The following is a 22,780-nucleotide window of genomic DNA, read 5'->3' as shown; positions in this document are numbered from 1 at the left end:
TAGATTATCAGCGCGGCTATTTAATTTTTGTTAGGTACACATCATCGATAAGGCAGACTGAATTGGGTAAGCCATCGGCATAGAAACCGATTTGTGCTGATCCTTTTTGTATTTCGATATTAGCTAGTTTGATTTCTTTCCAATCGTTATTTGTTGTAATTATGGGTTGTTCAATTTTATTGTTATTGCTCGAAGCAAATATTTTGAGCTGATTGAAAGGGCCTATCGTTTTTGCTTTAAATGTTAATTGGTAAATTCCATCGGTTAGAACAACGGCTGGAGCAGAATGAATGGTTTGGCTCACTGTGCGTATGAAAGCTACGCTGTCGGTTATAAGCATGCTTTTTTCACCAGTGACAAATTTACGGTCGGCCTCTGTATTCAGGTAGTTTAGAAAAGAGGTATTCGGATCGAACGGACTTATTTTGTTTCCCTTGGTTATTACGGTGTTCCAGCCGGTAAGTTGTTCCTGAACAGGCTTTACGCTACTCGGAATACGGTTTCTATCGGCTTCAAAACTTCCGTTTAACGCATAATTGTTAGCATCACCAACAATCCACTCTCCGGTTTTTTCGTTTAGATCCCATGAACTTAGTGAATTGAAATATGGCTCTGCTCCGGAGAAAGATAAGGGAGTCCATTGGTTGTAGCCCAACCCGTTCCCTGCAAAGTTAGCCCATCGATCGCCGCAGAAAATAATGGTTTCCTGCTTGGTTCCTTTAACGGATACGAAGAAACCTGTTTGTGTAACATGTGCAAAATCGTTTTCGCAGCCCTGCATGATCTTCATGCTATTGTGGGGTTTATAGGGGCCACGAATATTGTCTGCTACAAGAAAGTAAGCATAAGATGAATCCCATCCATAAATGTTTGATGCACACATGTAATATTTCCCATTGTATTTGAACATGCAATTCCCTTCCCGGCTTTCTCCTTTGAAAACTTCTGTGCAATCCAGTATGGTTACTTTATTTTCCTTAACACCGATTTCAGAAATATAGATCTTGTTCCGACCCCGGCCGTATGAATAAATGAGGTAGGATTTTCCGCTTCCTTCATCCGTAAAAACGGTTTGATCTCCGGTGTTTGAGGTGCCAATGAATGGCGTCATATCAATTTCCTGATGGATTGTAAAATTTCCCGTTGGAGAGCTGGAAACTGTAATAAGGAGCTTTTTGCCATGCTGAACAAACATTGCATATTGTTTAAGCGATTTTATGAAAACGACACCCAAACGGCCAACCCATGTTTTACCTCCATAACTATTAAGGTATTCCTTTGTGAGTACATCTTTCTCTCTGGACCAGTTTATTAGGTCTGTAGAGCTGTAACAGGTAACTGATTCAAATGTTGCATTATGGTGTGTAATTGCAGGATTTTGGCGGTACAAGTCTGCTTCAGCATAATGAACCCCGTACCAGTAATACTTTTGTTGGTTAGAAATGGGATCAGTAAATTTAAATATCCCACCTCCCTGGCTATATATTGGCTGCTGATCTTTAGTATACCAGAAGACATCATTTTTAATGTTAGAAAATTGTGCCTGTAGGGATAAAGATAGCAAAGTGAATATCGCTATACTTAAACCAATTGTTTTCATTTTTAAACTTAGAATCATTGCTTACCCGGTTAGAAAAGGTTGACGAGTAATAAATGTGCAGTTTAATGCGCAAGTAATTGTCCTGTACTGTTCTGAATTTAATATAAAATTAAATAGAGATATGCATATACCACCGGAGCGGCAAGCAATAAACCGTCAAAACGATCTAGCAATCCGCCGTGACCTGGAAGCAGTCCGCCACTGTCTTTAGTATCTAAACTGCGTTTAAGCATAGATTCAACTAAATCTCCCAAGGTTCCGAAGTTCGAAATTAAAACAGACATTCCTATCCAAACCCATACAGGGCTTTCTGTAAACCAGAAAGAGAGGCCAAATGCAACTACAGCGCTCACAAATATTCCTCCTAAAAACCCTTCCCAGCTTTTTTTTGGCGAATGACGTTCAAATAATTTCCGCTTTCCATACTTCACCCCGAAAAGGTAGGCTCCGGTGTCATTTGCCCATAACATTAATAAAAAAGCAAGTGGGTAGTGAAAGTTATATTCGTTCCAGTTTCTTAAAAAGCCTAATGCATGAAAGAAACAGAAAGGTATTGTAACGTAAACAAAACCCACAAATGTGTAAGAGATATTGGCAAAAGGGATTTTGTTCTTTTTATAAAGCTCGGTGATAAATACAGAGAAGATGAGCGGGATACATAAAAGCAGATATTTTACATCATACTGTAGGTAGTGTATGCCTGCGGCCATGAAAAAAATAAGCGCACCAGCTACAACTCCTATATTTCGGTGTGGACGTATGCCTGAATTTTTGATCAGTTTATAAAATTCCAATAGTGACAATATGCTTAACAAGAGATAAAAAGCACTAAAAGTATAGCTACCTAAAAAGATTGATGCGAGCATCACAATGGTAAAAAAAAAGGCGGTTATTGCTCTGGTTTTCATACTAGGAATAATATTTATGAAGTGGTGTGAATGACTTGAAATTATTCAATTTCATTTTGGACAATGTACTCAATAGCTTTATCGAAATCGACCTTGTTCACCAGAACATTAATCTCACCAATATTGTAGGCAGAGAGTTGTTTATTTATTGTAACAGCGGGAATGCCTGCCTCTGTTAACCCTTGTTTTAATACCTCAGCTGCAAACGCATTGCTTGTAGTATATACTTTAATCCAATTTTCGCTCACGTTCTGCGCTATCTTTAAAAAATTTAAACAAAGCTATGGTTATTATCGCACTAAGCAAATAGCCATACCAGGGAAAACCGATCGGTTGATCCGCTTTATCAAGTGGCATATGATGTTTTTGCATGTAAAATGCAGCACAAACGGCATAGGCATTGTTTAAGAAGTGCGCAATAATAGCATACCAAAGATTGCTGCTAAAATAATATAAGTAGCCAAAAGCTGCTCCCAGCAGCATTCGGGGAACAAATCCGTAAAATTGAACATGTATGGCACTAAAGATGATTGCAGTGAGCCAGATAGCGGCATGTGGATTACGAAAAGCTTTATCTAACGATCTTTGAATGCCTCCCCTGAACATTAGTTCCTCTCCTATTGCTGGTAGAATGGCTATCATGATCAGATTAACCACAAAATCCAGGTTACTCCTAACTGTAATTAGCTGAATGGTTACTTTCATCGCAGCGTCTTCTTTGTCTCTCATCCATTTCTCTACACCCTTTAAAAACTCTGGTAATATCATTTTTTGATTGGCCGTAGCTACCCATTCCATAAAGGGCATGCTGGCAATCATGGTACAAACTACTATGGTAAGCAACAGGAGCTGAGGTTTGCCAAAACTGTAAAATTGATTAGGTTTTTTACGTTCAGTATATGCCAGGGCTATTGGGGGAAGAATAAATGTTCCAATCGAGCTCAGAATCTGAATGATTTTAAATCCGGTGAGATACCGCGGGTCGCCCGAAAGAAGCAGGTTCAAATTGCTTATGATGCCTGTTCCATAAATGAGAAACACAATTATTATGGCTATGAAGCTAAAGATTACTGCACCTGCAACTGCGTAAGCCAAAAGTAAAAGTAATTGTAAGAAAGGATTGATTTCCTCATCGTTAGGTGTTACAAAATTCATTATTTGTACCTTTGTATGTTTTATAAATAGTTGAAGATAGATAAATGTCTGTAAAGATAGGAAATATAGATTTAGGTGAGTTCCCTTTATTGCTTGCACCGATGGAAGATGTAAGTGATCCACCTTTCCGGTATGTTTGTAAGCAAAACGGAGCAGATTTGATGTATACAGAGTTTATTTCATCAGAAGGATTGATTCGAGATGCGGCAAAAAGTATACAAAAACTGGATATATTTGAATATGAGCGGCCAATAGGGATTCAGATTTTTGGGGGTGATATTGAGCATATGCGCGAAGCGTCTGAAATTGCTTCTGCAGCAGGGCCAGACCTGGTAGATATTAACTATGGATGCCCTGTTAAGAATGTAGTGTGTAAAGGCGCGGGATCGAGTTTGCTTCGCGATATCGATAAAATGGTGAAGATGACAGAAGCGGTTGTTAAAGCATCGCATTTGCCGGTTACCGTGAAAACGCGATTAGGTTGGGATGATGATAGCAAAAATGTGTATGAGGTTGCCGAAAGGCTTCAGGATGTAGGTATCCAGGCGTTAACCATACATGGCCGCACCAGGGCGCAGTTATACAAAGGTGAAGCCGATTGGACACTAATCAGAGAAATCAAGCGTAATCCGCGAATCAAGATTCCTATTTTTGGAAATGGAGATGTAGATAGTCCGGAAAAGGCTGCAAACTGGCGGATGGAATACGAAGTGGACGGGATTATGATTGGACGTGCGGCCATAGGATATCCATGGATTTTCCGTGAAGTAAAACACTTTTTTGAAACCGGCAAGCATTTAGCAGGTCCTACTATAGCGGAGCGAATCGAAGTATGCCGGACCCATTTGGATAAATCATTAGATTGGAAAGGTCCTAAAACAGGCATCTTTGAAATGCGGCGACATTACGCAAACTATTTTAAAGGGTTACCCGATTTTAAGCCTTACCGAATGCGGTTGGTTGCCGAGCAGAATGTAAATAATATATATAGTATTTTGGAAGAGGTGGCAGAGAAGTTTGGCAATTATGATGCAACTAGTGTAATGGCCTAATTTTTGAAATCTTTTTTCTATATTAGTAAATAATGATGGTTACAGCTATTACAGATGGGGTTAAGGTTTCGGTAGAGACCATTTATCAGCCAGAATATTCAAATCCGGCAAACGAACATTTCATGTTTGCCTATCGTGTTGAGATATCTAATCTTTCGGATTTCGCAGTACAGCTTATGCGCCGTCAATGGTTTATTTATGATTCGAACAGCAGCCACAGAGAGGTTGAAGGTGAAGGTGTAGTGGGCGTTCAGCCCGTGATAGAGCCAGGTGAAACTCATGTCTACGTTTCAGGATGCAATTTAAAGACAGATATGGGCAGTATGCAGGGTACTTACCTAATGAAACGATTAATGGATGAATCAGAGTTTGATGTTGATATTCCGGAGTTTCAACTGATTGCCCCTTACAGATTGAATTAGTGGCTTTTAAGTGGTGTAAGTAAATATTCGAGGCCATTGACTCTGATTTCGAACATCGTTGCCATAAGCTCCCCCAACTTGCCTTTAGGAAATCCTTTATCTTTATACCATAGCAAGTAGCTTTCAGGAATATTGCAAATCAGATAGCCTTTGTATTTACCGTATGGCATTTTCATCTTTACTAAATCTAGTAACAAGGTTGGATCCATCAGGAGTTAAAATTTATGTTATAGCTAATCGATAAGGCCTAGCGTTTCAATTGCTTCATCAACATTACTGATATTATCAAAGGCAATTCGCAAGGTATTTTTAACTTCCTTCAAATTACACATTCGGGGATGATTTTGTGCGAAGGTAAGAATTTTAGTAAACGTAGCGGAATCAAAATAAGATGATTGCTTATCGCTAAGAAAATACCCTCTTAAACTGTTTTTCTTGAAGCTGATTTTCTCGAAACCCAGTTTCTTACCCAACCACTGTAATCGAACAACACTTAACATAGTTTTTACTTGTGGCGGCACCGGTCCGAACCGATCGGCCAGATGTTTTTCAAATACTGCCAAGTCCGTTTCGCTATCGAGCTTTGAGAGTTCGGTGTACAGATTGTAACGTTCAGTAATATTGGTAATATAGGCATCCGGAATATACAGCTCCAGATCGGTATCTACCTGGGTGAAACCAACAAACGGACGTGTCGGTTCATTTTCGAACAGACCTTTGAATTCGGCTTCTTTTAGTTCCTGAATGGCCTCATCCAAAATTTTATGGTACATTTCAAAGCCTATTTCGGCAATAAAACCACTTTGTTCAGCACCCAGGAGGTTACCGCTTCCGCGAATATCAAGATCGCGCATGGCTACATTAAAGCCACTCCCTAAATCCGAAAACTCTTCTATGGCACTAAGGCGTTTTCTGGCCTCAGAAGTTAGTGTGGATAACGGGGGCGACAAGAGATAACAAAATGCCTTTTTGTTACTTCTGCCAACCCTTCCCCGCATTTGATGCAGGTCGCTTAACCCAAACATATGCGCGTGGTTAATGATAATTGTATTGGCGTTTGGAATGTCCAGGCCCGCCTCAATAATTGTTGTGGCTACAAGCACATCTTTTTCACCATTGATGAAATCAAGCATTACATCTTCCAGTGCATCTCCGTCCAGCTGGCCATGGGCAATCCCAATACGGGCTTTGGGAACCAGTTTCTGTATGAGGCCGCCGAGTTGTGGTAAGTCATTCACGCGATTGTGAATGAAGAATACCTGTCCTCCCCGATCCAGTTCAAACTGAACCGCTTCCTGAATCAACTTATCGTTAAAAACATGTAATTCTGTACTAACAGGCTGACGATTGGGTGGTGGGGTGCTAATGATAGACAAGTCTCTTGCGCCCATTAAAGAAAAATGTAGCGTTCGTGGTATAGGGGTCGCCGTTAAGGTTAAGGTATCAACATTTACGCGCAGTGCTTTCAGTTTTTCTTTTGCTGTAACGCCAAATTTCTGTTCTTCATCAATAATCATAATGCCCAGATCTTTGAATTTTACATCTTTGCTTAACAAGCGGTGAGTTCCAATCAAAACATCCACCTTTCCTGCTGCGGCTTCGGCGAGCGTATCTTTAATCTGTTTACTGGTTTTAAACCGGTTGATGTAATCGACGGTTACGGGGAAATCTTTTAAGCGTGCAGAGAAAGTTTTAAAGTGCTGCAAGGCAAGAATAGTTGTAGGTACAAGGATTGCAGCCTGTTTACCTTCGGCTACTGCCTTAAATGCTGCACGTACAGCTATCTCAGTCTTACCAAAACCCACATCACCACAAACCAAACGATCCATCGGGTGTGGTGATTCCATATCCTTTTTAACATCCTGGGTGGCCTTTAACTGATCGGGGGTATCTTCATAAATAAAGGATGCTTCCAATTCTGTCTGCAAATAGCCATCGGGAGAAAAAGCGGTACCAGCCTGGGTTTTGCGTAACGCATAAAGCTTTATCAAATCTCTGGCAATGTCTTTAACTTTTTTTTTTGTTGTTTTTTTTAGTTTATCCCAGGCATCGGTACCTAGCTTATTCATTTTGGGTATTCCGCTATCCTTGCCGCTATATTTTGCGATGCGGTTTAATGAGTTAATATTGACATACAAAAGGTCATTATCTGCATAAATGAGGCGGATCATTTCCTGAGTTTTTCCATTTACCTCTACCTTTTCCAAGCCTGCATATTTACCTATTCCATGATCGATATGTGTAACATAATCTCCGGATTTCAATTCACGAAGATCTTTCAATGTAATGGCCTGACTTTTCTGATAACCCTTCTTTAGTTTGTATTTGTAATATCGGTCGAATATCTGGTGATCGGTGTAAAATGCAGTCTGAATTTTGGGGTCTATAAAACCCTCTCTAAGCATGCTATTAATCGGGGTAAACTTAGCGGTTTTATCAATGTCCTCCAGAATGGCATATAGGCGCTCAATCTGTTTTGGCGAGTCGGTAAAAATGAAATTAACGATTCCTTCTTTCTCATTTTCTTTTAGGTTATGAATGAGAAGGTTAAAGTCTTTATTAAAGGATGGTTGTGGTTTTGTATCGAATTCGAATCGCTCTTCGGTTTTATAAAAAAACTGTTTTCCAAATTCTACCAGGGGAAAATCATGTAAATGATCGCCTAATAGCTTTTCATCAGTGAAAGCAAACTTTGGGTCGATCCAGTCCGGATTTTGACTTTTATCTTTGGCAGATAAGGCCTTCCAGAGTTCAACAGCTTTTTTGTATCCGGATTTGACAATGTCTAACGTGAATTCTACATCTTTAAACCAGAGTTGTGTATCCGGATCTATATAATCGAGAATACTGATGTTGCTTTCAGTTAAGAATTTAGCCTGAACATTTGGTACGATAGTTAGGGACTTAACGTCGCCAACCGAAAGCTGACTCTCTATTTCGAAATTTCGGATACTTTCTACTTCGTCGCCGAAGAACTCAATCCTGTATGGCAAATCGGAGGAGAACGAAAAGATATCAACAATACCCCCCCGGATAGAAAATTGTCCGGGTTCATAAACAAAGTCTCGTCTATCAAAATCGTAGTCAATTAAAAATTCGTTTATGAAATCGATTCCTAATTTCGCTCCAATGCTTATCTCAAGGGTGTTTTTTTCGAGGGCCGAGCGATCGATAACCTTTTCTGCAATAGCCTCCGGATAAGAAACAACAATTTTTCCGTATTCCGAGTCATGGTTAAGTTCATTTAAGACTTCTGCACGTGCGAGCACATTAGCTGTATCAACCTGTGTAAAGTCAAAAGATTTCCGATATGATGAAGGGAATAGCAGCACTTGCTTGTCTAAAATGCTTTCCAAATCTGACTGAAAATATGCGGCCTCTTCCCGGTCAGGAAGTACAAACAGCATAGGTTTATGTAGCAAAAAGTAAGAGGAAAGTGCAATAATGGCATCGGCCGAACCTACCAAACCCTTTAATTGTATCTTCGGGTTTTTAGAGGCATTCAACGCTTTGGTAAACTGTGTTACCCTATCGTTGCTTTTATATCTGTTTAGTAAATCACGAATGTTCAAGGCACAAAAATAAGCTTATCTTTAATATTAACCTGTAATTTTATTAAAGGTTTTTAGTTTGTGTTTTGATTCTTCGGTTGCCAGTCCGAATTCGTCGTATTATATTTACAGTTCGTCGAATAAACATATGTTCCTGTAACAAAGGAAAGTTGAAACCTTCTAAAAGATATAAATTGAAAAGATGAATTACATTAAATACTTCCCAATGGAACTGGTGTTCTGGGTGACGGCTTTAGTGTTATTGGCTACAAGTAATGGCCATGAGCATCACTTTACACTTTGTCCGCTTGCTAACTTAGGTTACGGGGGCTGGTGTCCGGGATGTGGATTGGGCAGGTCAATCAGTCATATTTTTCATGGCCAATTTAATGAGAGCTTTTCTGAACATTGGTTTGGCTTGCCGGCAATTTTAATTATAGTTTATAGAATTTACAGCTTAATAGAACAACAAAGAACACATAAAAATTTAACAATAAAATAAACAGCAACCATGGATATCTTTCAATCGCCCTTAATGTCGTTACCAGGAATAACGCCTGAGGAATATGCATACTTACAACAAGCCACAACAGGTTTAAATGAACAACAATTACGCAATTTTTTAATGATTTATGGTAGTAGAAGAAAGCAGCCATCAGAAATCCTTTTGTTATCCTTAATCGGATTTCTGGGCTTCGCCGGGATTCACAGGTTTGTTATCGGACAAATTGGAATGGGTATTTTATACTTTTTTACAGGTGGCTTATGTATGATCGGGACGATTGTGGATGTAATTAACCATAAAAGCCTCACCTTTGAATATAATCAGAAAGCTGTATTTGAAAGCTTACAAATGGTAAGAATGGGTGGAGGATTTCAATAATTGCAGGGTGCAATTGTTGATTAAAATAATTTTAATGAGGTTGATTCAACAATTGGGTTCGTTTGGAGATTATTTCTGAACGGACTTTCTGTTTGTCAATTTTTTTATCTTTATCAAATGAAATTAGCAGAGATAACCAACTATTTAGAAAGTATTGCACCTCTTCATTATCAGGAAGATTACGATAATTCGGGTTTGATCGTAGGCGACCCCAATATGGAAATTCATGCAGCATTGATTGCGTTGGATTGTGTTGAGTCCATTGTGGATGAGGCTATCTCGGCTGGTTGTAATTTGATTATCACCCATCATCCGATTGTTTTTAAAGGATTAAAGAAATTTAACGGAAAGAATTATGTTGAGCGGGTAGTTTTAAAGGCGATCAGGAATGGAATTGCACTTTACGCCATTCATACCAATCTGGACAGCATACATACTGGCGTAAATGCACGTATCTGCGAGCGTTTGGGGCTTACAGGTACGAAGGTACTTTCTCCTAAGGCCGGGTTGTTAAAAAAACTGGTAACCTATTGCCCAACGGGTCAGGCAGAACAGTTACGTTCGGCTTTGTTTTATGCAGGAGCAGGTAATATAGGGAACTATAGTGAATGCAGTTTTAATGCTGAAGGTTTCGGAACTTTTAAAGGCAACGAACAATCTGATCCTTTTGTTGGAGAACAAGGTATTAGGCATAGAGAACCTGAAGTGAGAATCGAAGTAGTTTTTCCAACCCATGTTGAGCGTAAGGTTTTAGTTGCGCTTTTTGAGAATCATCCTTATGAGGAGGTTGCATATGATATCTATAAGCTGGAGAATAAGCATAATTTGGTCGGGTCGGGCATGGTGGGCTGGCTCGAGTATGATATGGACGCTTATGATTTCCTGCATTTGGTTAAGGATAGTATGCAGGCTAAAGTAATTCGACATACTGCACCGGTTGGTAAAAGAATTAAAAAAGTTGCGGTTTGCGGAGGTGCTGGAAGTTTTTTATTGAGGGAGGCCATTGCTGCGGGAGCAGATGTGTTTATAACCGCTGATTTTAAATACCATGAGTTTTTTGATGCAGAAGAAAAAATCATCATCGCCGACATCGGACACTTTGAAACTGAACAATTTACCTCAGATTTATTGCTTGAAATTATTCAAAAAAAATTTACTAACTTTGCGATCCGTTTAACGGAGCAAAATACAAACCCCATAAATTACTTGTTTTAATGGAACAAACCGTAGAACAGAAGCTAAAGGCTTTATACGAATTACAAAATATTCATACTAAAATTGATAAAATTCGTCAGGTAAGAGGCGAACTACCAATGGAAGTAGCTGACTTAGAGGACGATGTTTTAGGATTGGAGACCAGGATTTCGAAAATCAAAGGTGAGCTTGATGATCTTGAGGACGCAATCGTAACCCGTAAAAATACTATTAAGGATGCGCAAGCAGCAATTAAAAGATACGATACTCAATTAAAAGAGGTTAAAAATAACCGTGAATATGATGCTTTGACTAAAGAAATCGAGATTCAAGGGTTAGATATTCAGGTTTCTGAGAAAAAAATCAAGGAACATGGTTTTGAAATTACTTCAAAAACTGAAATCTATGATGCTGCTTTAGCTGACCTAGAAGGTAGAAAGAAAGATCTTGATGTTAAAAAATCAGAACTTGATGTAATTACTGCAGAAACTGAGAAAGAAGAGCAGGACTTATTAAAGAAGGCTGACAGTTCAGAACCTCAGATTGAAGAAAGGTTACTGGTTGCATACAAACGTCTTCGTAAAAATGCAGTTAATGGCCTTGCTGTAGTAACTATCGACCGTGATTCTTGTTCTGGCTGTTTCAATCAGATTCCGCCACAACGTCAGTTAGATATTCGTCAGCGTAAAAAAATTATTGTTTGCGAACACTGCGGACGTATTTTAGTGGATGAGGCTTTAACTCATGAAGTAGCTGAAGCATAAGAAACTATCAAATCATATTTAAAAGGCGTCGCAATGATAATTGCGACGCTTTTTTTATGGATAAAACAACAATTTGATTTCTGCGTTAAATGTAGATATTTGTTAAATTGTGAATTTCTGCTGTTAATTCAGCGCTTAACTGAAACTTTTTCGAATGGCTAAATGCACACGTTTATTTGTCCTGATTTTATTCATTGCCTCTCCCCTGTCTTTGTTTGCCAACTTCGATTTTAATGCTAATTGTTTAAATGCCTATAAGAGCATTTTCGAACTCAAGCTTGGAAATGCCCGTGCTTATATCTCAACTGAAAAAAAACAACACCCTAGCAATTCCATTATACCATTGCTGGAAAATTACGTTGACTATTTTACAGTCCTGACATCCGAAAGTAAGGCAGATTTTGACAGACTAAAAGGAAATAAATCGATAAGGCTAGATCAGATCAGTGACGACGATAAAGCATCACCTTACTACTTGTATGCACAGGCAGAAATTAATCTGCAGTGGGCTTTAATTCGAGGCCGGTTTGGTGAATATTTTAATGCAGCAATGGAGGTGAAAAGAGCCAATGCGCTATTACTTGAAAACACCAATAAGTTTCCTAATTTTCATCTTAATTACAAAGGGCTTGGATTGATCAATGCCGTGCTTGGAAATCTCCCAGAAGGGGCTTTGAAAACTGCCCTTTCAACTTTTGGCATAAAAGGCAATTTGCAAACCGGATTAAATATGTTTGAACGACTTGCAGATAACTTACCAAAATCTACTTATGAGCCATTTTATGAGGAGGTTGTGTTTTACTATGCATATGTGCTAACAGACGTTGCACATAGTCCGTCAGCCTACTTCAAGACAATGAAATATACCGAACGGATTGCTGATACGAGTTTACTTAAGAGTTATTTACGAAGCTATGTTTGTATCAAAAACTCACATAGTGAGGAGGCAATATCAATTTTGTCGAAAAGACCTGATGGAGGTCTTTATCAATCCTTTCCTTATTTAGATTACCTGGAAGGCGTGGCAAGATTAAATAAGTTGGACCTGAGCGCCACCCTGTGTTTTAACCGATTTTTGCAATCAAACAAAGGCGTAAACTTTATTAAGGACGCAAACCTTCATTTGGCTTGGATTTCCTTACTTAAGGGAGATAAAAGCGGATACAGTGCATATTGCACCAAAGCCATTAATAGTGGGTATAGCTATATGGAAAAAGATAAGCAGGCAAAAAATGATGCAATTGCATTAATCCCAAACGTAGACTTATTGAGGGCCAGACTTCTCTTTGATGGCGGATATTTTGGAAAGGCACAGCAAATCCTTGATAATAAAAAAACGGCTGACTATCCCAATGACCGTGACAAAATTGAATTTAATTATCGCCTCGGACGAATATATGACGATCTGGGCAAAGACGACCAAGCATTAGCAGCTTATCAGAACGCCATTAGCCTTGGTAAAAACCAAAAATATTATTTTGCCGCAAATGCAGCTTTGCAAATGGGTAAAGTTTATGAGCAAAAAAATAATATTGCCAAAGCAAGAGAGGCCTTTAACCTTGCAATATCAATGAAGAATCACGAGTATGAAAGCAGTATTGAAAGCCAGGCAAAAGCCGGTTTGAAGCGAATCAATTAAAACCGATACACAAATGCATTAATATGCATTCCTGCTCCAACTGATGCAAATACAGCAATATCTCCTTCTTTCACTTTATAACCTTGCACCTGTCCTTTCAGAACCAAATCCAGGAGGGTGGGTACGGTTGCAACCGAACTGTTTCCCAGCCAGGAGATTGTCATAGGAACGAGGTTTTCGGGAACTGTTTCTTTCCCATATAGTTTGAACAGGCGTTTCATGATGGCAGTATCCATTTTACCATTGGCCTGATGGACAAATACGATATCTACATCTTCAACATCCAGGCCCGCTTTATCAATGGCCTTTTTTATTACCTGAGGAACCTGTACAACAGCGAACTCATAAAGTTTTCTGCCATTCATTTTCAGATAGTAATTACCGCTTGTTTCTTCGGGATGTGAACCTTTGCCCATGGTTAGTAAATTGCCATAATTTACCGCATGTGTTTCGGTTTTGTGAGCGAGGATGCCTTTTTTCTCTTCATTCTCCTCTTTGCCTTCAAAGATAACTGCTCCCGCACCATCAGAGAAGATCATGCTATCTCTATCATGCGGATCAATAATCCGGCTAAGAGTTTCAGCTCCAATTACAAGTACTCGTTTGGCATCTCCACTCTTGATAAAATAATCAGCTTGTATAGATCCCTGAACCCATCCCGGACATCCAAAAATAATATCGTAAGCTACACAATCCGGATTTACAATACCCAACTGCTGTTTTACCTTTGCCGCCAAAGACGGCAAAACATCAGTACGGTTACTATTGAGAGGAATGTCCCCAAAATTATGGCAGAAGATGATGTAGTCGAGCGACTCTTTATCAATACCAGCATTCTCAATTGCTTTTTCAGCTGCTTTGGCACCAATATGATTACTCAATTGCTCGGGACATGCATACCTACGCTCCACAATTTCTGTAATTTCAGAGAACTTATGAATAATCTCTGCATTTTCCTTTTCCAAACGATTTCCGTTTTCGAAAAAAGTGGAATTGAGGAATTCCTTACCAGAAATAATGTTCTCAGGAATATAACTTCCGGTGCCGGTAATTACTGTATTGATCGCTTTGCTCATAATTATAATACCGCATACTAAATCGGTATGTAGTATAAAACTATGGTTAATAATTTAGAATAAGAAATTTTTAACTAAAATAGTGTTTTCAGTTTAGTTAAAATCATCGATTAAAAACACAAAAAGTTCTTTAGGCCCATGAGCGCCTAATACCAAGGTTTTCTCGATATCGGCAGTTCGGCTCGGACCAGTGATGTTACTGATCATTGAAGGAATCTGGTTCCCATATTTATTTTTTAACAGCGCAAAACCATCTTTAAGGTCAAGCACCAGCTGACTGGTTTTAGCAATTACAATATGGTGATGGGGGAAAATACTCAACCTACGGCCTGCCGCACTTTGATTGGATACCATTACACTTCCATTTCGGGCTATCAGAGCTTCGCACATGGTTATACCAACTTCCGCCTGTTCGAAATCTTTATCAGTCTGGTAAAAAGGAAATTCATATTTGCTAAGAAACGCCTGCAGTTCCGGTTCCCAGCAGTAGATTTTACGCCATTTAAACTTATCAGCGAGCTGCAGCATGTTTTCAAAGAAATCGATACCATCTTCGCAGAAAATAAAATTACCTGAAACCGCAGTCAATTGCTCGGCGAACAAAACTTCCAGTTCATCTGTATTTTTTTTATAAAGCTTACTCTCTTCAAGGTTGGGATAAGGGTTTTCACGTTTTTCTAAAAGTGCTTTTCTTATCTTTTTAAGGATTTGCTCCTTCGCGGTCGTATTATCTTTCATTATAAAAAAAAGCTACCCTGATAATTAAACCAGGGTAGCAAATGTAATTATTAGAAACTATTTATTTATGCTTCTACTGGACTTATGTGTCCGGTGTTGCCGCTTTCTTCGCTTCCGAATAAGCGTTTACCAAATATCTGCTCTAAATCATCTTTAAATAAAACTTCTTTTTCGATCAGAATATCGGCAAGCTGGATCAGCTTATCCTTGTTTTCCTCAAGTAAATTAATGGCTCTTTGATACTGGCCTTCAATTAAGATAGAGATTTCTTTATCGATGGTTAAAGCGGTTTCTTCAGAGTACGGTTTTGAAAAACTATATTCATTCTGGCCAGAAGAATCATAATAAGTAATATTTCCTAGTTTCTCATTCAAACCGTAAATGGTTACCATTGCCCTGGCTTGTTTATTTACCTTTTCAAGATCGCTTAATGCTCCGGTTGAAATGGTGTCGAACATCACTTTTTCTGCTGCTCTTCCTCCCATTGTTGCACACATTTCATCCAGCATCTGGTGCGGACGGACAATTGACCGTTCTTCAGGAAGATACCACGCAGCTCCAAGGCTTTGTCCGCGGGGAACGATGGTAACTTTGACAAGAGGTGCTGCATGTTCCAGTAACCAGCTAACTGTGGCGTGACCAGCTTCATGAATCGCTATTGCGCGTTTTTCGCTAGGCGTTACAATTTTATTTTTCTTTTCTAATCCGCCCACGATACGGTCTACAGCATCAAGGAAATCTTGTTTGTCTACCGCTGTTTTATTTTTACGGGCTGCTATTAGTGCAGCTTCATTACAAACGTTTGCAATATCAGCTCCAGAGAATCCCGGAGTTTGTTTTGCCAGGAATTCGGTATCTAACTCTTCGGATTTTTTCAATGGGCCGATGTGAACCTCGAAGATTTGTTTACGTTCGATAACATCTGGTAAGTCTACATAGATTTGTCGATCAAAACGTCCAGCTCTAAGTAGTGCTTTATCAAGAACATCGGCACGGTTAGTGGCAGCGAGGATAATAACATGTGTATTGGTTCCAAAACCATCCATCTCCACAAGAAGTTGGTTTAAGGTGTTTTCACGTTCGTCATTTCCACCCATTACCCCATTTTTACCACGGGCACGACCAATAGCATCAATCTCATCAATAAATATGATACATGGAGATTTATCTTTTGCCTGCTTGAATAAATCACGTACGCGAGATGCGCCCACACCAACAAACATTTCTACAAAGTCAGACCCTGATAGCGAAAAGAAAGGAACTTGCGCTTCTCCTGCAACGGCTTTCGCCAGCAATGTTTTCCCAGTACCCGGAGACCCCACTAATAATGCCCCTTTTGGAATTTTACCTCCTAAATCAGTATATTTTTTGGGATTTTTTAAGAAATCAACAATCTCCATTACTTCTGTTTTAGCTTCTTCCAAACCCGCAACATCATTGAAAGTAATATTTACCTGGCTTTCTTTGTCAAACAGCGTTGCCTTAGATTTGCCGATGCTAAAGATCTGGCCTCCGCCTCCTGCGCCACCACCCATTCTGCGCATCATAAAAATCCAGAAACCAATTAGAAGAAGTACTGGTAGTATAATGCTTAAAAACCAGCTTGCAAACGGACTGCTTCGGTTTTCAGGGATGTAAGAAATTGCCTTTCTTCCTGCGGGAAGATTTACTTGTGAGTCTTTAAGTTTTGCAGTTAGATCTGCAAATTTACCGCCCACTTCAAAATATACAGTTGGTACTGGTGTATTTGAAAAATTTACCGAGCTAGTGCTTTTAAGCGTTTTGTAGAACGGCTTTTTGTTTAGGGAGTCTTTATTGATGTATACTTCCGCCCTAACCAGATCCTCGCTTTGGTAAGCAACAATTTTATCTACATCACCTGGTAGAAGCATTTTATTTTCAAATACCTCGTAGGTCACTTTTTTTCCGCTATCGCTTGTGAAAAAGAATTGGGCTGCAACAATCGCAACAATAATGGCTGCGTATATCCAAAAGATATTGAATTTGGATCCCTTTTGTGGCTTTTTAGGTATATTGGGAAGCTTTTTTCCTTGTTTATTGTCGTTAATATTTTGGTTTTCGTTCATTTTGTTTTTCAAAATTGTGGTTCAACTGGTTATGCGCTTTGATAATTTGTGCTTTCTGCATCTCCCCAAAGTTCTTCTATACCATAGAAATGGCGTTTTTCTGTTTTAAATATGTGCACAACGACATCGAAATAATCCAATATGATCCAGTCTGCAGATTCAAAGCCTTCTTTATGTCTTGGATCGCTCTGAGTGGCTTTGTATATCTCTTTTTCAACACTATCGGCGATGGCTTTAACCTGCGTACCCGAGTTTGCGCTTGCAATAATAAAATAATCTGCTACTGACGTGTGAATACTAGTTAGGTCTAACCGCACAATATCTTCTCCTTTTTTCTCCTGAATGCCATGAACGGCCAATTCTGAAAGGTATGTAGAAAGGGCTACTATTTTCTTTTTTACCATTAAAATGCTTTAATTTTGGAATTATAACTATATAAATTCAACATTGCAAAATAACACTTTTTCAACACTATTTGTAGGTCAAAATTTAATCAGATTGAAAGAGGTTGATTCTACTAATAACTTTTTGAAAGATTTGGCGTCAAATTCCGAGCCATTAGCTGAAGGTACTGTAATTATGGCAGAAAATCAGTATGCGGGAAGAGGGCAAGTTGAAAGTGTCTGGCAAAGCCAGCCAGGCAAAAATATCAGCACAAGTATTTATTTAAGGCCTTCCTTTTTGCCTTTAAACAAACAGTTTTATCTAACTATTGCGGTTAGCCTGGCCGTTACCGATGCTTTGGGAGCTTTTATACCACATGGGATTAATGTCAAATGGCCTAACGATATATATTTCCAAAACAAGAAGCTGGGGGGAATCTTAATCGAAAACACACTGACAGGGTCATTAATCAAGGCATCTGTAATTGGCATAGGTCTCAATATTAACCAGGAAGAATTTTCCGATAATATCGCTTACAAGGCGATTTCAGTAATTCAAATTTTACAAAAATCTGTTTCAATTATAGATATTCTGGAAAAATTATTCGTTTATATGGAGAAATACTACCTAATTTTGAGATCAGGCAGATATGAATTTTTAAAGGATTTATATCTTGAGCGGCTTTATCTTTTTAAACAGTCTGCAGATTACAGACAAGGTGAAAAGGTTTTTAAGGGGTCGATTATAGACGTTGCAGAAAGCGGGCATATTTTGCTGGAGGTTGAGGGCGAATCACAATCTTTCAACTTTAAAGAATTAGAATTTATACACACAAAATAAACACACAATGAAAAAAATCACTTTAGTGGTTTCGATGGTTTTATTAACCATGTTTAGTGCCCTGGCACAAATTGAGAAACCAGTTACCTGGGCTTATTCTGCAAAAAAAATAAGCAGTACAGAAGCCGTTTTGTATATTAAGGCAACGATTGAAGATAGATGGCATATTTATTCTCAAAACGTTAAAGATGGTGGACCTGTTAAAACAACATTTACTTTCTCTCCATCAAAAGATTTTTCACTAGTTGGCAAAACCATTGAACCAAAGGCAATAACCAAATATGAGAGTACCTTTAAAATGAATGTAAGCTACTTTGAGAAATCTGTTATTTTTCAGCAAAAAGTGAAATTGAATAAGGGTGCTACGACCATTAAAGGGAAAGTAGAGTTTATGGTTTGTAATGATAAACAGTGCCTTCCGCCAGAAGAGGTTGAATTCAGCGTTCCGGTTAAATAAATAATTGACATCAAATTAGTTACAAACAGTCCCGAAGAACTCGGGACTGTTTCTGTTTAAAGTAAAATCTGTTGCTTTGTCGGCCGGTTGGTCCTACCCTTTAAAAATTATTCTTAATTTCACGCCTTCAATACACACACACAAATGAAAAAGGTTTTATTATTGTTAATAACGACCATAATGTTTTTCGCATTACCGGTTGTTAAAAGTTATGCGGCTAAGTTGCAAGATACGACATCGGCCAGTGTACCAGACGATGTCGTTTTTACTGAAGTCGGTTCAGCAGCAGATAGTGCCGCAAATGGAATTGTTAAGGATACTGTAAAAAAAGATGATGTTGTTTCGGCTAAAAAAGTAGAAACTGTTGCGGGACAGGGGGGATCGGATAGTTTGTTCTCCGTTTTTGCTGCCGGATTTATAGCGGGCCTGATTGCTTTTTTATTGCCATGTATATTTCCTATGGTACCTTTAACAGTAAGCTATTTTACTAAAAGAGCTGAGACAAAAGGTAAGGGGATTCAAGGTGCTGTTATTTATGGTGTTTCAATTATTGTCATCTATGTTCTGCTTGGGCTACTGATTACTATAATATTTGGGGCAAGTGCGTTGAATGAACTTGCCACGGATGGTTTCTTTAATGTATTTATCTTCTTAGTGCTTTTAATTTTCGGAATTTCATTTCTTGGAGCATTCGAAATTACCCTGCCAAGCTCGTTTGTAAATAAAATGGATTCAAAGTCTGATTCCAAGGGGTTGACAGGGATATTTTTTATGGCGGCAACGCTTGCTGTTGTTTCATTTTCCTGTACCGGTCCTCTGATTGGTACATTACTTGTTACCGTTGGACAAAGTGGAGGTTTTCTAGCACCTGTAATGGGTATGTTCGGGTTTTCTCTCGCCTTAGCTTTGATATTTGTGGTATTTGCAATATTCCCAAGCTGGCTTACAGGGCTGCCGAAGTCAGGGGGCTGGTTAAACTCTGTTAAGGTTGTTCTAGGACTTATCGAAATTGCACTCGCACTTAAATTTCTATCAACAGCTGATCTAGCATATCACTGGGGGATATTGGACAGGGAGGTATTTATTTCGATTTGGATAGTAATTGCATTTATACTGGGTTTTTACATTATCGGAAAAATTAAATTTTCACACGATAGCGACTTGCCATATGTTTCGACTGCAAGACTATTTATCGCGGGAGTTGCTTTTACTTTTGCATTTTATTTAATACCTGGCTTGTTTGGTGCCCCATTAAAAGCAGTCAGCGCTTTGGTTCCACCCATGTCTACACAGGATTTTGTGTTGGGACAAGAGGGCGGTTCGGCCGTAGCACAAACTGTTGCAGCTCACTCAAAAAGGAAGTATGCTGATTTTTTACATATTCCACACCAAATCGATGGTTTCTTCGATTACGAAGAAGCGCTGGCCTATGCTAGAGAGGTTAAAAAACCGTTGTTCCTAGATTTTACTGGTCACGGTTGCGTGAACTGCAGGGAAATGGAAGCGAGGGTATGGTCGGATCCCCGGGTGTTAAAAAAGCTGAAAGAGGACTATATCGTTGTTTCTTTATACACGGATGATAAAACGGCCTTGCCGGAGTCTGAACAATTTGATTCGAAGGTCTTGGAAACAAGAGTTAATACTGTTGGGAAAAAGTTTAAGCATTTACAAGCCGAAAGATTTAACACAATTTCGCAGCCTTATTACGTACTTTTGGGCACAGATGAAAAAGAATTGGTTTCTCCTCCGATTGGAGTTGAATTTAATATAGATGCATATCTGCAATATCTTGATAAGGGTCTTGCTGCATTTGCAAAAAAACAGTAAAATGAATAAGATTAAGAAAATAGGTGTTTTAACCTCTGGTGGCGATTCGCCAGGCATGAACGCTGCAATCAGAGCTGTAGTAAGGGCTTCAATCTACTACGATATCGAAGTTGTTGGATTTGTTCGCGGATATGAAGGCTTGATTAACAATGATTTTGTTCCGATGGATCGTAAATCTGTGGCTAATATTATCCAAAGGGGCGGAACAATTCTTAAAACTGCCCGTAGCGATGCTTTCAGGACCATTGAAGGCCGCAATCAGGCATATCAAAACTTAAAAGCTCAGGCTGTTGATGCTTTAGTTGTTATTGGTGGAGATGGAACGTTCACCGGGGCTAATGTTTTTTCCAAGGAACACGATTTACCGATAGTTGGTTTGCCTGGCACTATTGATAATGATTTGGCAGGAACAGACTTTACGATTGGTTATGATTCTGCATTAAACACCGTTATCGATGCTGTGGACCGAATCAGAGACACGGCTGAATCTCATGACAGGCTTTTCATTGTTGAGGTAATGGGCCGTGATTCGGGTTTAATAGCGTTGAGAAGTGGTATTGGTGTTGGCGCAGAGGCAATAATGATCCCTGAAGCTAATATGAATGCCGATGATATTCTCCACAAGCTGGAGCATAGCCGTAAAGATAAGGCGTCTAAGATTATCATCGTTGCCGAAGGGGATGATACCGGTGGAGCGTTTAAAGTTGGTGAGATTTTACAGGAAAAATATCCTCATTACGATACTAAAGTTTCTATTTTGGGACACATTCAACGTGGGGGTAAACCTACATGTATGGACCGTGTTTTGGCGAGTCAACTGGGAGTTGCTGCAGTTGAAGGATTAATTAATGGGGAAAGCCGCGTAATGGCAGGGCAAATGAATCGGGAAATTGTATTCACGCCATTTGATCATGCTATTAAACATATTGATGCGGAGAAAGTAAGCTCTACATGGCTAAAGCTTATTGATATCCTCTCTTTCTAAAACATCGGGCTCCATTTAGGAGCCCGATGTTTTTACAAGTCTTCCAGAATAACAGCGGTACCATTGGCGCTAACCATAAGCATGCTGCCTCCGCTACCCACCGTTTCATAGTCCAAGTCGATACCAACGATAGCATTTGCACCTAATGCTGCCGCATATTGTTGCATTTCATTTAATGCGGTGTCTTTTCCTTCTCTCAATACGCGTTCGTATGAGCTTGATCTTCCGCCAACGATATCAGTTATGCCCGCAAATAAATCTTTAAAAATATTTGCACCAATAATGGTTTCTCCGGTTACAAGACCAACATATTTAACAATTTTTTTGCCCTCAACAGAAGGCGTTGTGGTTAATAACATAGTTTTAGCTTTTGTATTTAGAAGTGTTTAAACTTAAATTGTTACATTCCTAAATTCTGTATCTCATTTTACACTTTGAAATATAAACAACCGGTTTTGTAACAAAGAGATAAATACCATAGAGGATGATTTTGGTAATGATTCTTCGAATACGAATTCTTTTCAGTGATATGCAAATTTCTCTTGCAGAACGACCTGAAAATAAAGAAAATAAACTATGTTTTTAATTTACAGTATTTTAGTTATCTTTGCAGCCCCGCAGTATGTAACTCCGGGAACTATGTTGAATACATAAATACAAAAAGAAATGGCAACTAAAATCAGATTGCAAAGATTCGGTAAAAAAGGAAAACCTTTTTTCCACGTTGTGGTAGCAGATTCCCGCTCTCCACGTGATGGTAAATTTATTGAGCGTTTAGGTTCTTATAACCCAAATACCAATCCTGCTACTATCGAAATTAACTTCGAAAAAACCTTAGCCTGGGTAAACAGTGGTGCACAACCAACTGATACGGCACGTGCTATCCTATCTTACAAAGGTGTTTTATACAAAAAACACTTAGAAGGTGGTGTTAAAAAAGGTGCTTTAACTCAAGAGCAAGCTGATGAGAAATTCACGGCATGGTTAGATGCTAAAGCAGACAAAATCTCTGGTAAATCAGAAGGTTTAGCTACTTCAAAAGCAGATGCACGTAAAGCGGCATTAGCAGCGGAAGCTAAGAAAAAAGAAGACAGAGCGGCAGCAATCGCAGCTAAAAATGCACCAGTTGCAGAAGAAGTTGTTGAAGAAGAAGCTCCAGCTGCTGAGGCAACTGAAGAAGCTCCTGCGGCAGAAACTACTACAGAAGGAGCAGAATAA

At 39.0% G+C, this 22,780-nt stretch carries 23 protein-coding genes; 12 read left to right on the top strand and 11 right to left on the bottom strand.

Features of this window, described 5'->3' with window-relative positions; translation table 11 throughout:
- Positions 1-16: 16 nt before the first annotated feature.
- The 4 genes from AC570I_RS08585 to AC570I_RS08570 form a co-directional block, all read right to left on the bottom strand.
- Entirely contained in the window at positions 17-1,600 is a 1,584-nt protein-coding gene (locus tag AC570I_RS08585; RefSeq protein WP_047800349.1) for a family 43 glycosylhydrolase, read from the bottom strand.
- 98 nt (positions 1,601-1,698) lie between these two features.
- The gene (locus AC570I_RS08580) at positions 1,699-2,508 is read right to left on the bottom strand and encodes a phosphatidate cytidylyltransferase (RefSeq protein ID WP_047799705.1); all 810 of its coding nucleotides are present in this window, start codon (positions 2,506-2,508) and stop codon (positions 1,699-1,701) included.
- A gap of 41 nt (positions 2,509-2,549) precedes the next feature.
- Positions 2,550-2,756, bottom strand: a complete 207-nt coding sequence (locus tag AC570I_RS08575) for a putative signal transducing protein (protein WP_047799706.1) — start codon at positions 2,754-2,756, stop codon at positions 2,550-2,552.
- Complete coding sequence (locus tag AC570I_RS08570) at positions 2,737-3,663, bottom strand: CPBP family intramembrane glutamic endopeptidase (RefSeq protein ID WP_047799707.1); 927 nt, start codon at positions 3,661-3,663, stop codon at positions 2,737-2,739. Before AC570I_RS08570 ends, AC570I_RS08575 begins: the two co-directional genes overlap by 20 nt.
- Before the next feature lie 44 nt (positions 3,664-3,707).
- Here AC570I_RS08570 and dusB point away from each other — a divergent pair, with 44 nt between their 5' ends.
- Positions 3,708-4,715 carry a tRNA dihydrouridine synthase DusB gene (gene dusB / locus AC570I_RS08565; protein WP_497405141.1) on the top strand — a complete coding sequence of 336 codons (1,008 nt, stop codon included), beginning with the start codon at positions 3,708-3,710 and terminating at the stop codon, positions 4,713-4,715.
- A 35-nt stretch (positions 4,716-4,750) separates the two neighbouring features.
- On the top strand, positions 4,751-5,137 hold the full coding sequence (gene apaG / locus AC570I_RS08560) for a Co2+/Mg2+ efflux facilitator ApaG/CorD (protein ID WP_497405245.1): 387 nt from the start codon (positions 4,751-4,753) through the stop codon (positions 5,135-5,137).
- On the opposite strand, the gene AC570I_RS08555 is transcribed toward apaG, so the two are convergent.
- Together AC570I_RS08555 and mfd are read right to left on the bottom strand one after the other, a co-directional pair.
- A complete protein-coding gene (locus tag AC570I_RS08555; RefSeq protein ID WP_156166738.1) occupies positions 5,134-5,346 on the bottom strand; it encodes a DUF3820 family protein in 213 nt (70 codons plus the stop codon). The genes apaG and AC570I_RS08555 overlap by 4 nt on opposite strands.
- A 24-nt stretch (positions 5,347-5,370) precedes the next feature.
- Positions 5,371-8,709, bottom strand: a complete 3,339-nt coding sequence (gene mfd, locus AC570I_RS08550; RefSeq protein ID WP_497405140.1) for a transcription-repair coupling factor — start codon at positions 8,707-8,709, stop codon at positions 5,371-5,373.
- A 181-nt stretch (positions 8,710-8,890) separates the two neighbouring features.
- Here mfd and AC570I_RS08545 point away from each other — a divergent pair, with 181 nt between their 5' ends.
- The 5 genes from AC570I_RS08545 (at position 8,891) to AC570I_RS08525 (ending at position 13,168) form a co-directional block, all read left to right on the top strand.
- Complete coding sequence (locus tag AC570I_RS08545; protein WP_082120671.1) at positions 8,891-9,190, top strand: DUF2752 domain-containing protein; 300 nt, start codon at positions 8,891-8,893, stop codon at positions 9,188-9,190.
- Positions 9,191-9,199: 9 nt separating this feature from the next.
- A complete protein-coding gene (locus tag AC570I_RS08540) occupies positions 9,200-9,571 on the top strand; it encodes a TM2 domain-containing protein (RefSeq protein WP_047799712.1) in 372 nt (123 codons plus the stop codon).
- A gap of 117 nt (positions 9,572-9,688) precedes the next feature.
- On the top strand, positions 9,689-10,786 hold the full coding sequence (locus AC570I_RS08535; RefSeq protein ID WP_047799713.1) for a Nif3-like dinuclear metal center hexameric protein: 1,098 nt from the start codon (positions 9,689-9,691) through the stop codon (positions 10,784-10,786).
- The gene (locus AC570I_RS08530; RefSeq protein WP_497405139.1) at positions 10,786-11,529 is read left to right on the top strand and encodes a zinc ribbon domain-containing protein; all 744 of its coding nucleotides are present in this window, start codon (positions 10,786-10,788) and stop codon (positions 11,527-11,529) included. The genes AC570I_RS08535 and AC570I_RS08530 overlap by 1 nt, the downstream gene beginning before the upstream one ends.
- Before the next feature lie 154 nt (positions 11,530-11,683).
- A complete protein-coding gene (locus AC570I_RS08525; RefSeq protein WP_497405138.1) occupies positions 11,684-13,168 on the top strand; it encodes a tetratricopeptide repeat protein in 1,485 nt (494 codons plus the stop codon).
- Here the strand turns inward: AC570I_RS08525 and AC570I_RS08520 are convergent.
- The 4 genes from AC570I_RS08520 to rsfS all read right to left on the bottom strand — a co-directional run bounded on the left by AC570I_RS08520 (position 13,165) and on the right by rsfS (position 17,473).
- Positions 13,165-14,244, bottom strand: a complete 1,080-nt coding sequence (locus AC570I_RS08520; protein ID WP_497405137.1) for a 3-oxoacyl-ACP synthase III family protein — start codon at positions 14,242-14,244, stop codon at positions 13,165-13,167. The two genes, AC570I_RS08525 and AC570I_RS08520, sit on opposite strands and share 4 nt — an antisense overlap.
- A gap of 93 nt (positions 14,245-14,337) precedes the next feature.
- A complete protein-coding gene (locus tag AC570I_RS08515) occupies positions 14,338-14,982 on the bottom strand; it encodes a LutC/YkgG family protein (RefSeq protein WP_047799717.1) in 645 nt (214 codons plus the stop codon).
- Between the two features lie 65 nt (positions 14,983-15,047).
- Complete coding sequence (gene ftsH / locus AC570I_RS08510; protein ID WP_497405136.1) at positions 15,048-17,069, bottom strand: ATP-dependent zinc metalloprotease FtsH; 2,022 nt, start codon at positions 17,067-17,069, stop codon at positions 15,048-15,050.
- Positions 17,070-17,098: 29 nt separating this feature from the next.
- Positions 17,099-17,473 carry a ribosome silencing factor gene (gene rsfS, locus AC570I_RS08505; protein WP_047799719.1) on the bottom strand — a complete coding sequence of 125 codons (375 nt, stop codon included), beginning with the start codon at positions 17,471-17,473 and terminating at the stop codon, positions 17,099-17,101.
- Between the two features lie 94 nt (positions 17,474-17,567).
- Between rsfS and AC570I_RS08500 the strand changes: the two genes are divergently transcribed.
- The 4 genes from AC570I_RS08500 to pfkA all read left to right on the top strand — a co-directional run bounded on the left by AC570I_RS08500 (position 17,568) and on the right by pfkA (position 21,562).
- Complete coding sequence (locus AC570I_RS08500) at positions 17,568-18,293, top strand: biotin--[acetyl-CoA-carboxylase] ligase (protein ID WP_497405135.1); 726 nt, start codon at positions 17,568-17,570, stop codon at positions 18,291-18,293.
- A 7-nt stretch (positions 18,294-18,300) separates the two neighbouring features.
- Positions 18,301-18,750 carry a protein-disulfide reductase DsbD domain-containing protein gene (locus AC570I_RS08495; protein WP_047799721.1) on the top strand — a complete coding sequence of 150 codons (450 nt, stop codon included), beginning with the start codon at positions 18,301-18,303 and terminating at the stop codon, positions 18,748-18,750.
- A gap of 144 nt (positions 18,751-18,894) precedes the next feature.
- A complete protein-coding gene (locus tag AC570I_RS08490; RefSeq protein WP_047799722.1) occupies positions 18,895-20,577 on the top strand; it encodes a protein-disulfide reductase DsbD family protein in 1,683 nt (560 codons plus the stop codon).
- A gap of 1 nt (position 20,578) precedes the next feature.
- Entirely contained in the window at positions 20,579-21,562 is a 984-nt protein-coding gene (pfkA, locus tag AC570I_RS08485) for a 6-phosphofructokinase (protein ID WP_047799723.1), read from the top strand.
- Positions 21,563-21,594: 32 nt separating this feature from the next.
- Here pfkA and AC570I_RS08480 read toward each other — a convergent pair whose 3' ends face one another.
- Positions 21,595-21,921: a heavy metal-binding domain-containing protein gene (locus tag AC570I_RS08480; protein ID WP_047799724.1), complete on the bottom strand. Its 327-nt coding sequence runs from the start codon at positions 21,919-21,921 to the stop codon at positions 21,595-21,597.
- A 307-nt stretch (positions 21,922-22,228) separates the two neighbouring features.
- Here AC570I_RS08480 and AC570I_RS08475 point away from each other — a divergent pair, with 307 nt between their 5' ends.
- Positions 22,229-22,780: a 30S ribosomal protein S16 gene (locus AC570I_RS08475; RefSeq protein ID WP_047799725.1), complete on the top strand. Its 552-nt coding sequence runs from the start codon at positions 22,229-22,231 to the stop codon at positions 22,778-22,780.

This window comes from Pedobacter sp. A2324 (genome assembly GCF_059693705.1).
This window is presented reverse-complemented; position numbering and strand designations above follow the sequence as displayed.

Bases quoted from the DNA above. Each gene is read 5' to 3' on its own strand.
- AC570I_RS08530 (WP_497405139.1), top strand. From the start codon at position 10,786: ATGGAACAAACCGTAGAACAGAAGCTAAAGGCTTTATACGAATTACAA.
- apaG (WP_497405245.1), top strand. From the start codon at position 4,751: ATGGTTACAGCTATTACAGATGGGGTTAAGGTTTCGGTAGAGACCATT.
- AC570I_RS08520 (WP_497405137.1), bottom strand. From the start codon at position 14,244: ATGAGCAAAGCGATCAATACAGTAATTACCGGCACCGGAAGTTATATT.
- AC570I_RS08580 (WP_047799705.1), bottom strand. From the start codon at position 2,508: ATGAAAACCAGAGCAATAACCGCCTTTTTTTTTACCATTGTGATGCTC.
- rsfS (WP_047799719.1), bottom strand. From the start codon at position 17,473: ATGGTAAAAAAGAAAATAGTAGCCCTTTCTACATACCTTTCAGAATTG.
- AC570I_RS08480 (WP_047799724.1), bottom strand. From the start codon at position 21,921: ATGTTATTAACCACAACGCCTTCTGTTGAGGGCAAAAAAATTGTTAAA.
- AC570I_RS08540 (WP_047799712.1), top strand. From the start codon at position 9,200: ATGGATATCTTTCAATCGCCCTTAATGTCGTTACCAGGAATAACGCCT.
- AC570I_RS08490 (WP_047799722.1), top strand. From the start codon at position 18,895: ATGAAAAAGGTTTTATTATTGTTAATAACGACCATAATGTTTTTCGCA.
- pfkA (WP_047799723.1), top strand. From the start codon at position 20,579: ATGAATAAGATTAAGAAAATAGGTGTTTTAACCTCTGGTGGCGATTCG.
- AC570I_RS08535 (WP_047799713.1), top strand. From the start codon at position 9,689: ATGAAATTAGCAGAGATAACCAACTATTTAGAAAGTATTGCACCTCTT.
- AC570I_RS08555 (WP_156166738.1), bottom strand. From the start codon at position 5,346: ATGGATCCAACCTTGTTACTAGATTTAGTAAAGATGAAAATGCCATAC.
- AC570I_RS08545 (WP_082120671.1), top strand. From the start codon at position 8,891: ATGAATTACATTAAATACTTCCCAATGGAACTGGTGTTCTGGGTGACG.
- dusB (WP_497405141.1), top strand. From the start codon at position 3,708: ATGTCTGTAAAGATAGGAAATATAGATTTAGGTGAGTTCCCTTTATTG.
- ftsH (WP_497405136.1), bottom strand. From the start codon at position 17,069: ATGAACGAAAACCAAAATATTAACGACAATAAACAAGGAAAAAAGCTT.
- AC570I_RS08570 (WP_047799707.1), bottom strand. From the start codon at position 3,663: ATGAATTTTGTAACACCTAACGATGAGGAAATCAATCCTTTCTTACAA.
- AC570I_RS08495 (WP_047799721.1), top strand. From the start codon at position 18,301: ATGAAAAAAATCACTTTAGTGGTTTCGATGGTTTTATTAACCATGTTT.
- AC570I_RS08525 (WP_497405138.1), top strand. From the start codon at position 11,684: ATGGCTAAATGCACACGTTTATTTGTCCTGATTTTATTCATTGCCTCT.
- AC570I_RS08515 (WP_047799717.1), bottom strand. From the start codon at position 14,982: ATGAAAGATAATACGACCGCGAAGGAGCAAATCCTTAAAAAGATAAGA.
- AC570I_RS08475 (WP_047799725.1), top strand. From the start codon at position 22,229: ATGGCAACTAAAATCAGATTGCAAAGATTCGGTAAAAAAGGAAAACCT.
- AC570I_RS08585 (WP_047800349.1), bottom strand. From the start codon at position 1,600: ATGAAAACAATTGGTTTAAGTATAGCGATATTCACTTTGCTATCTTTA.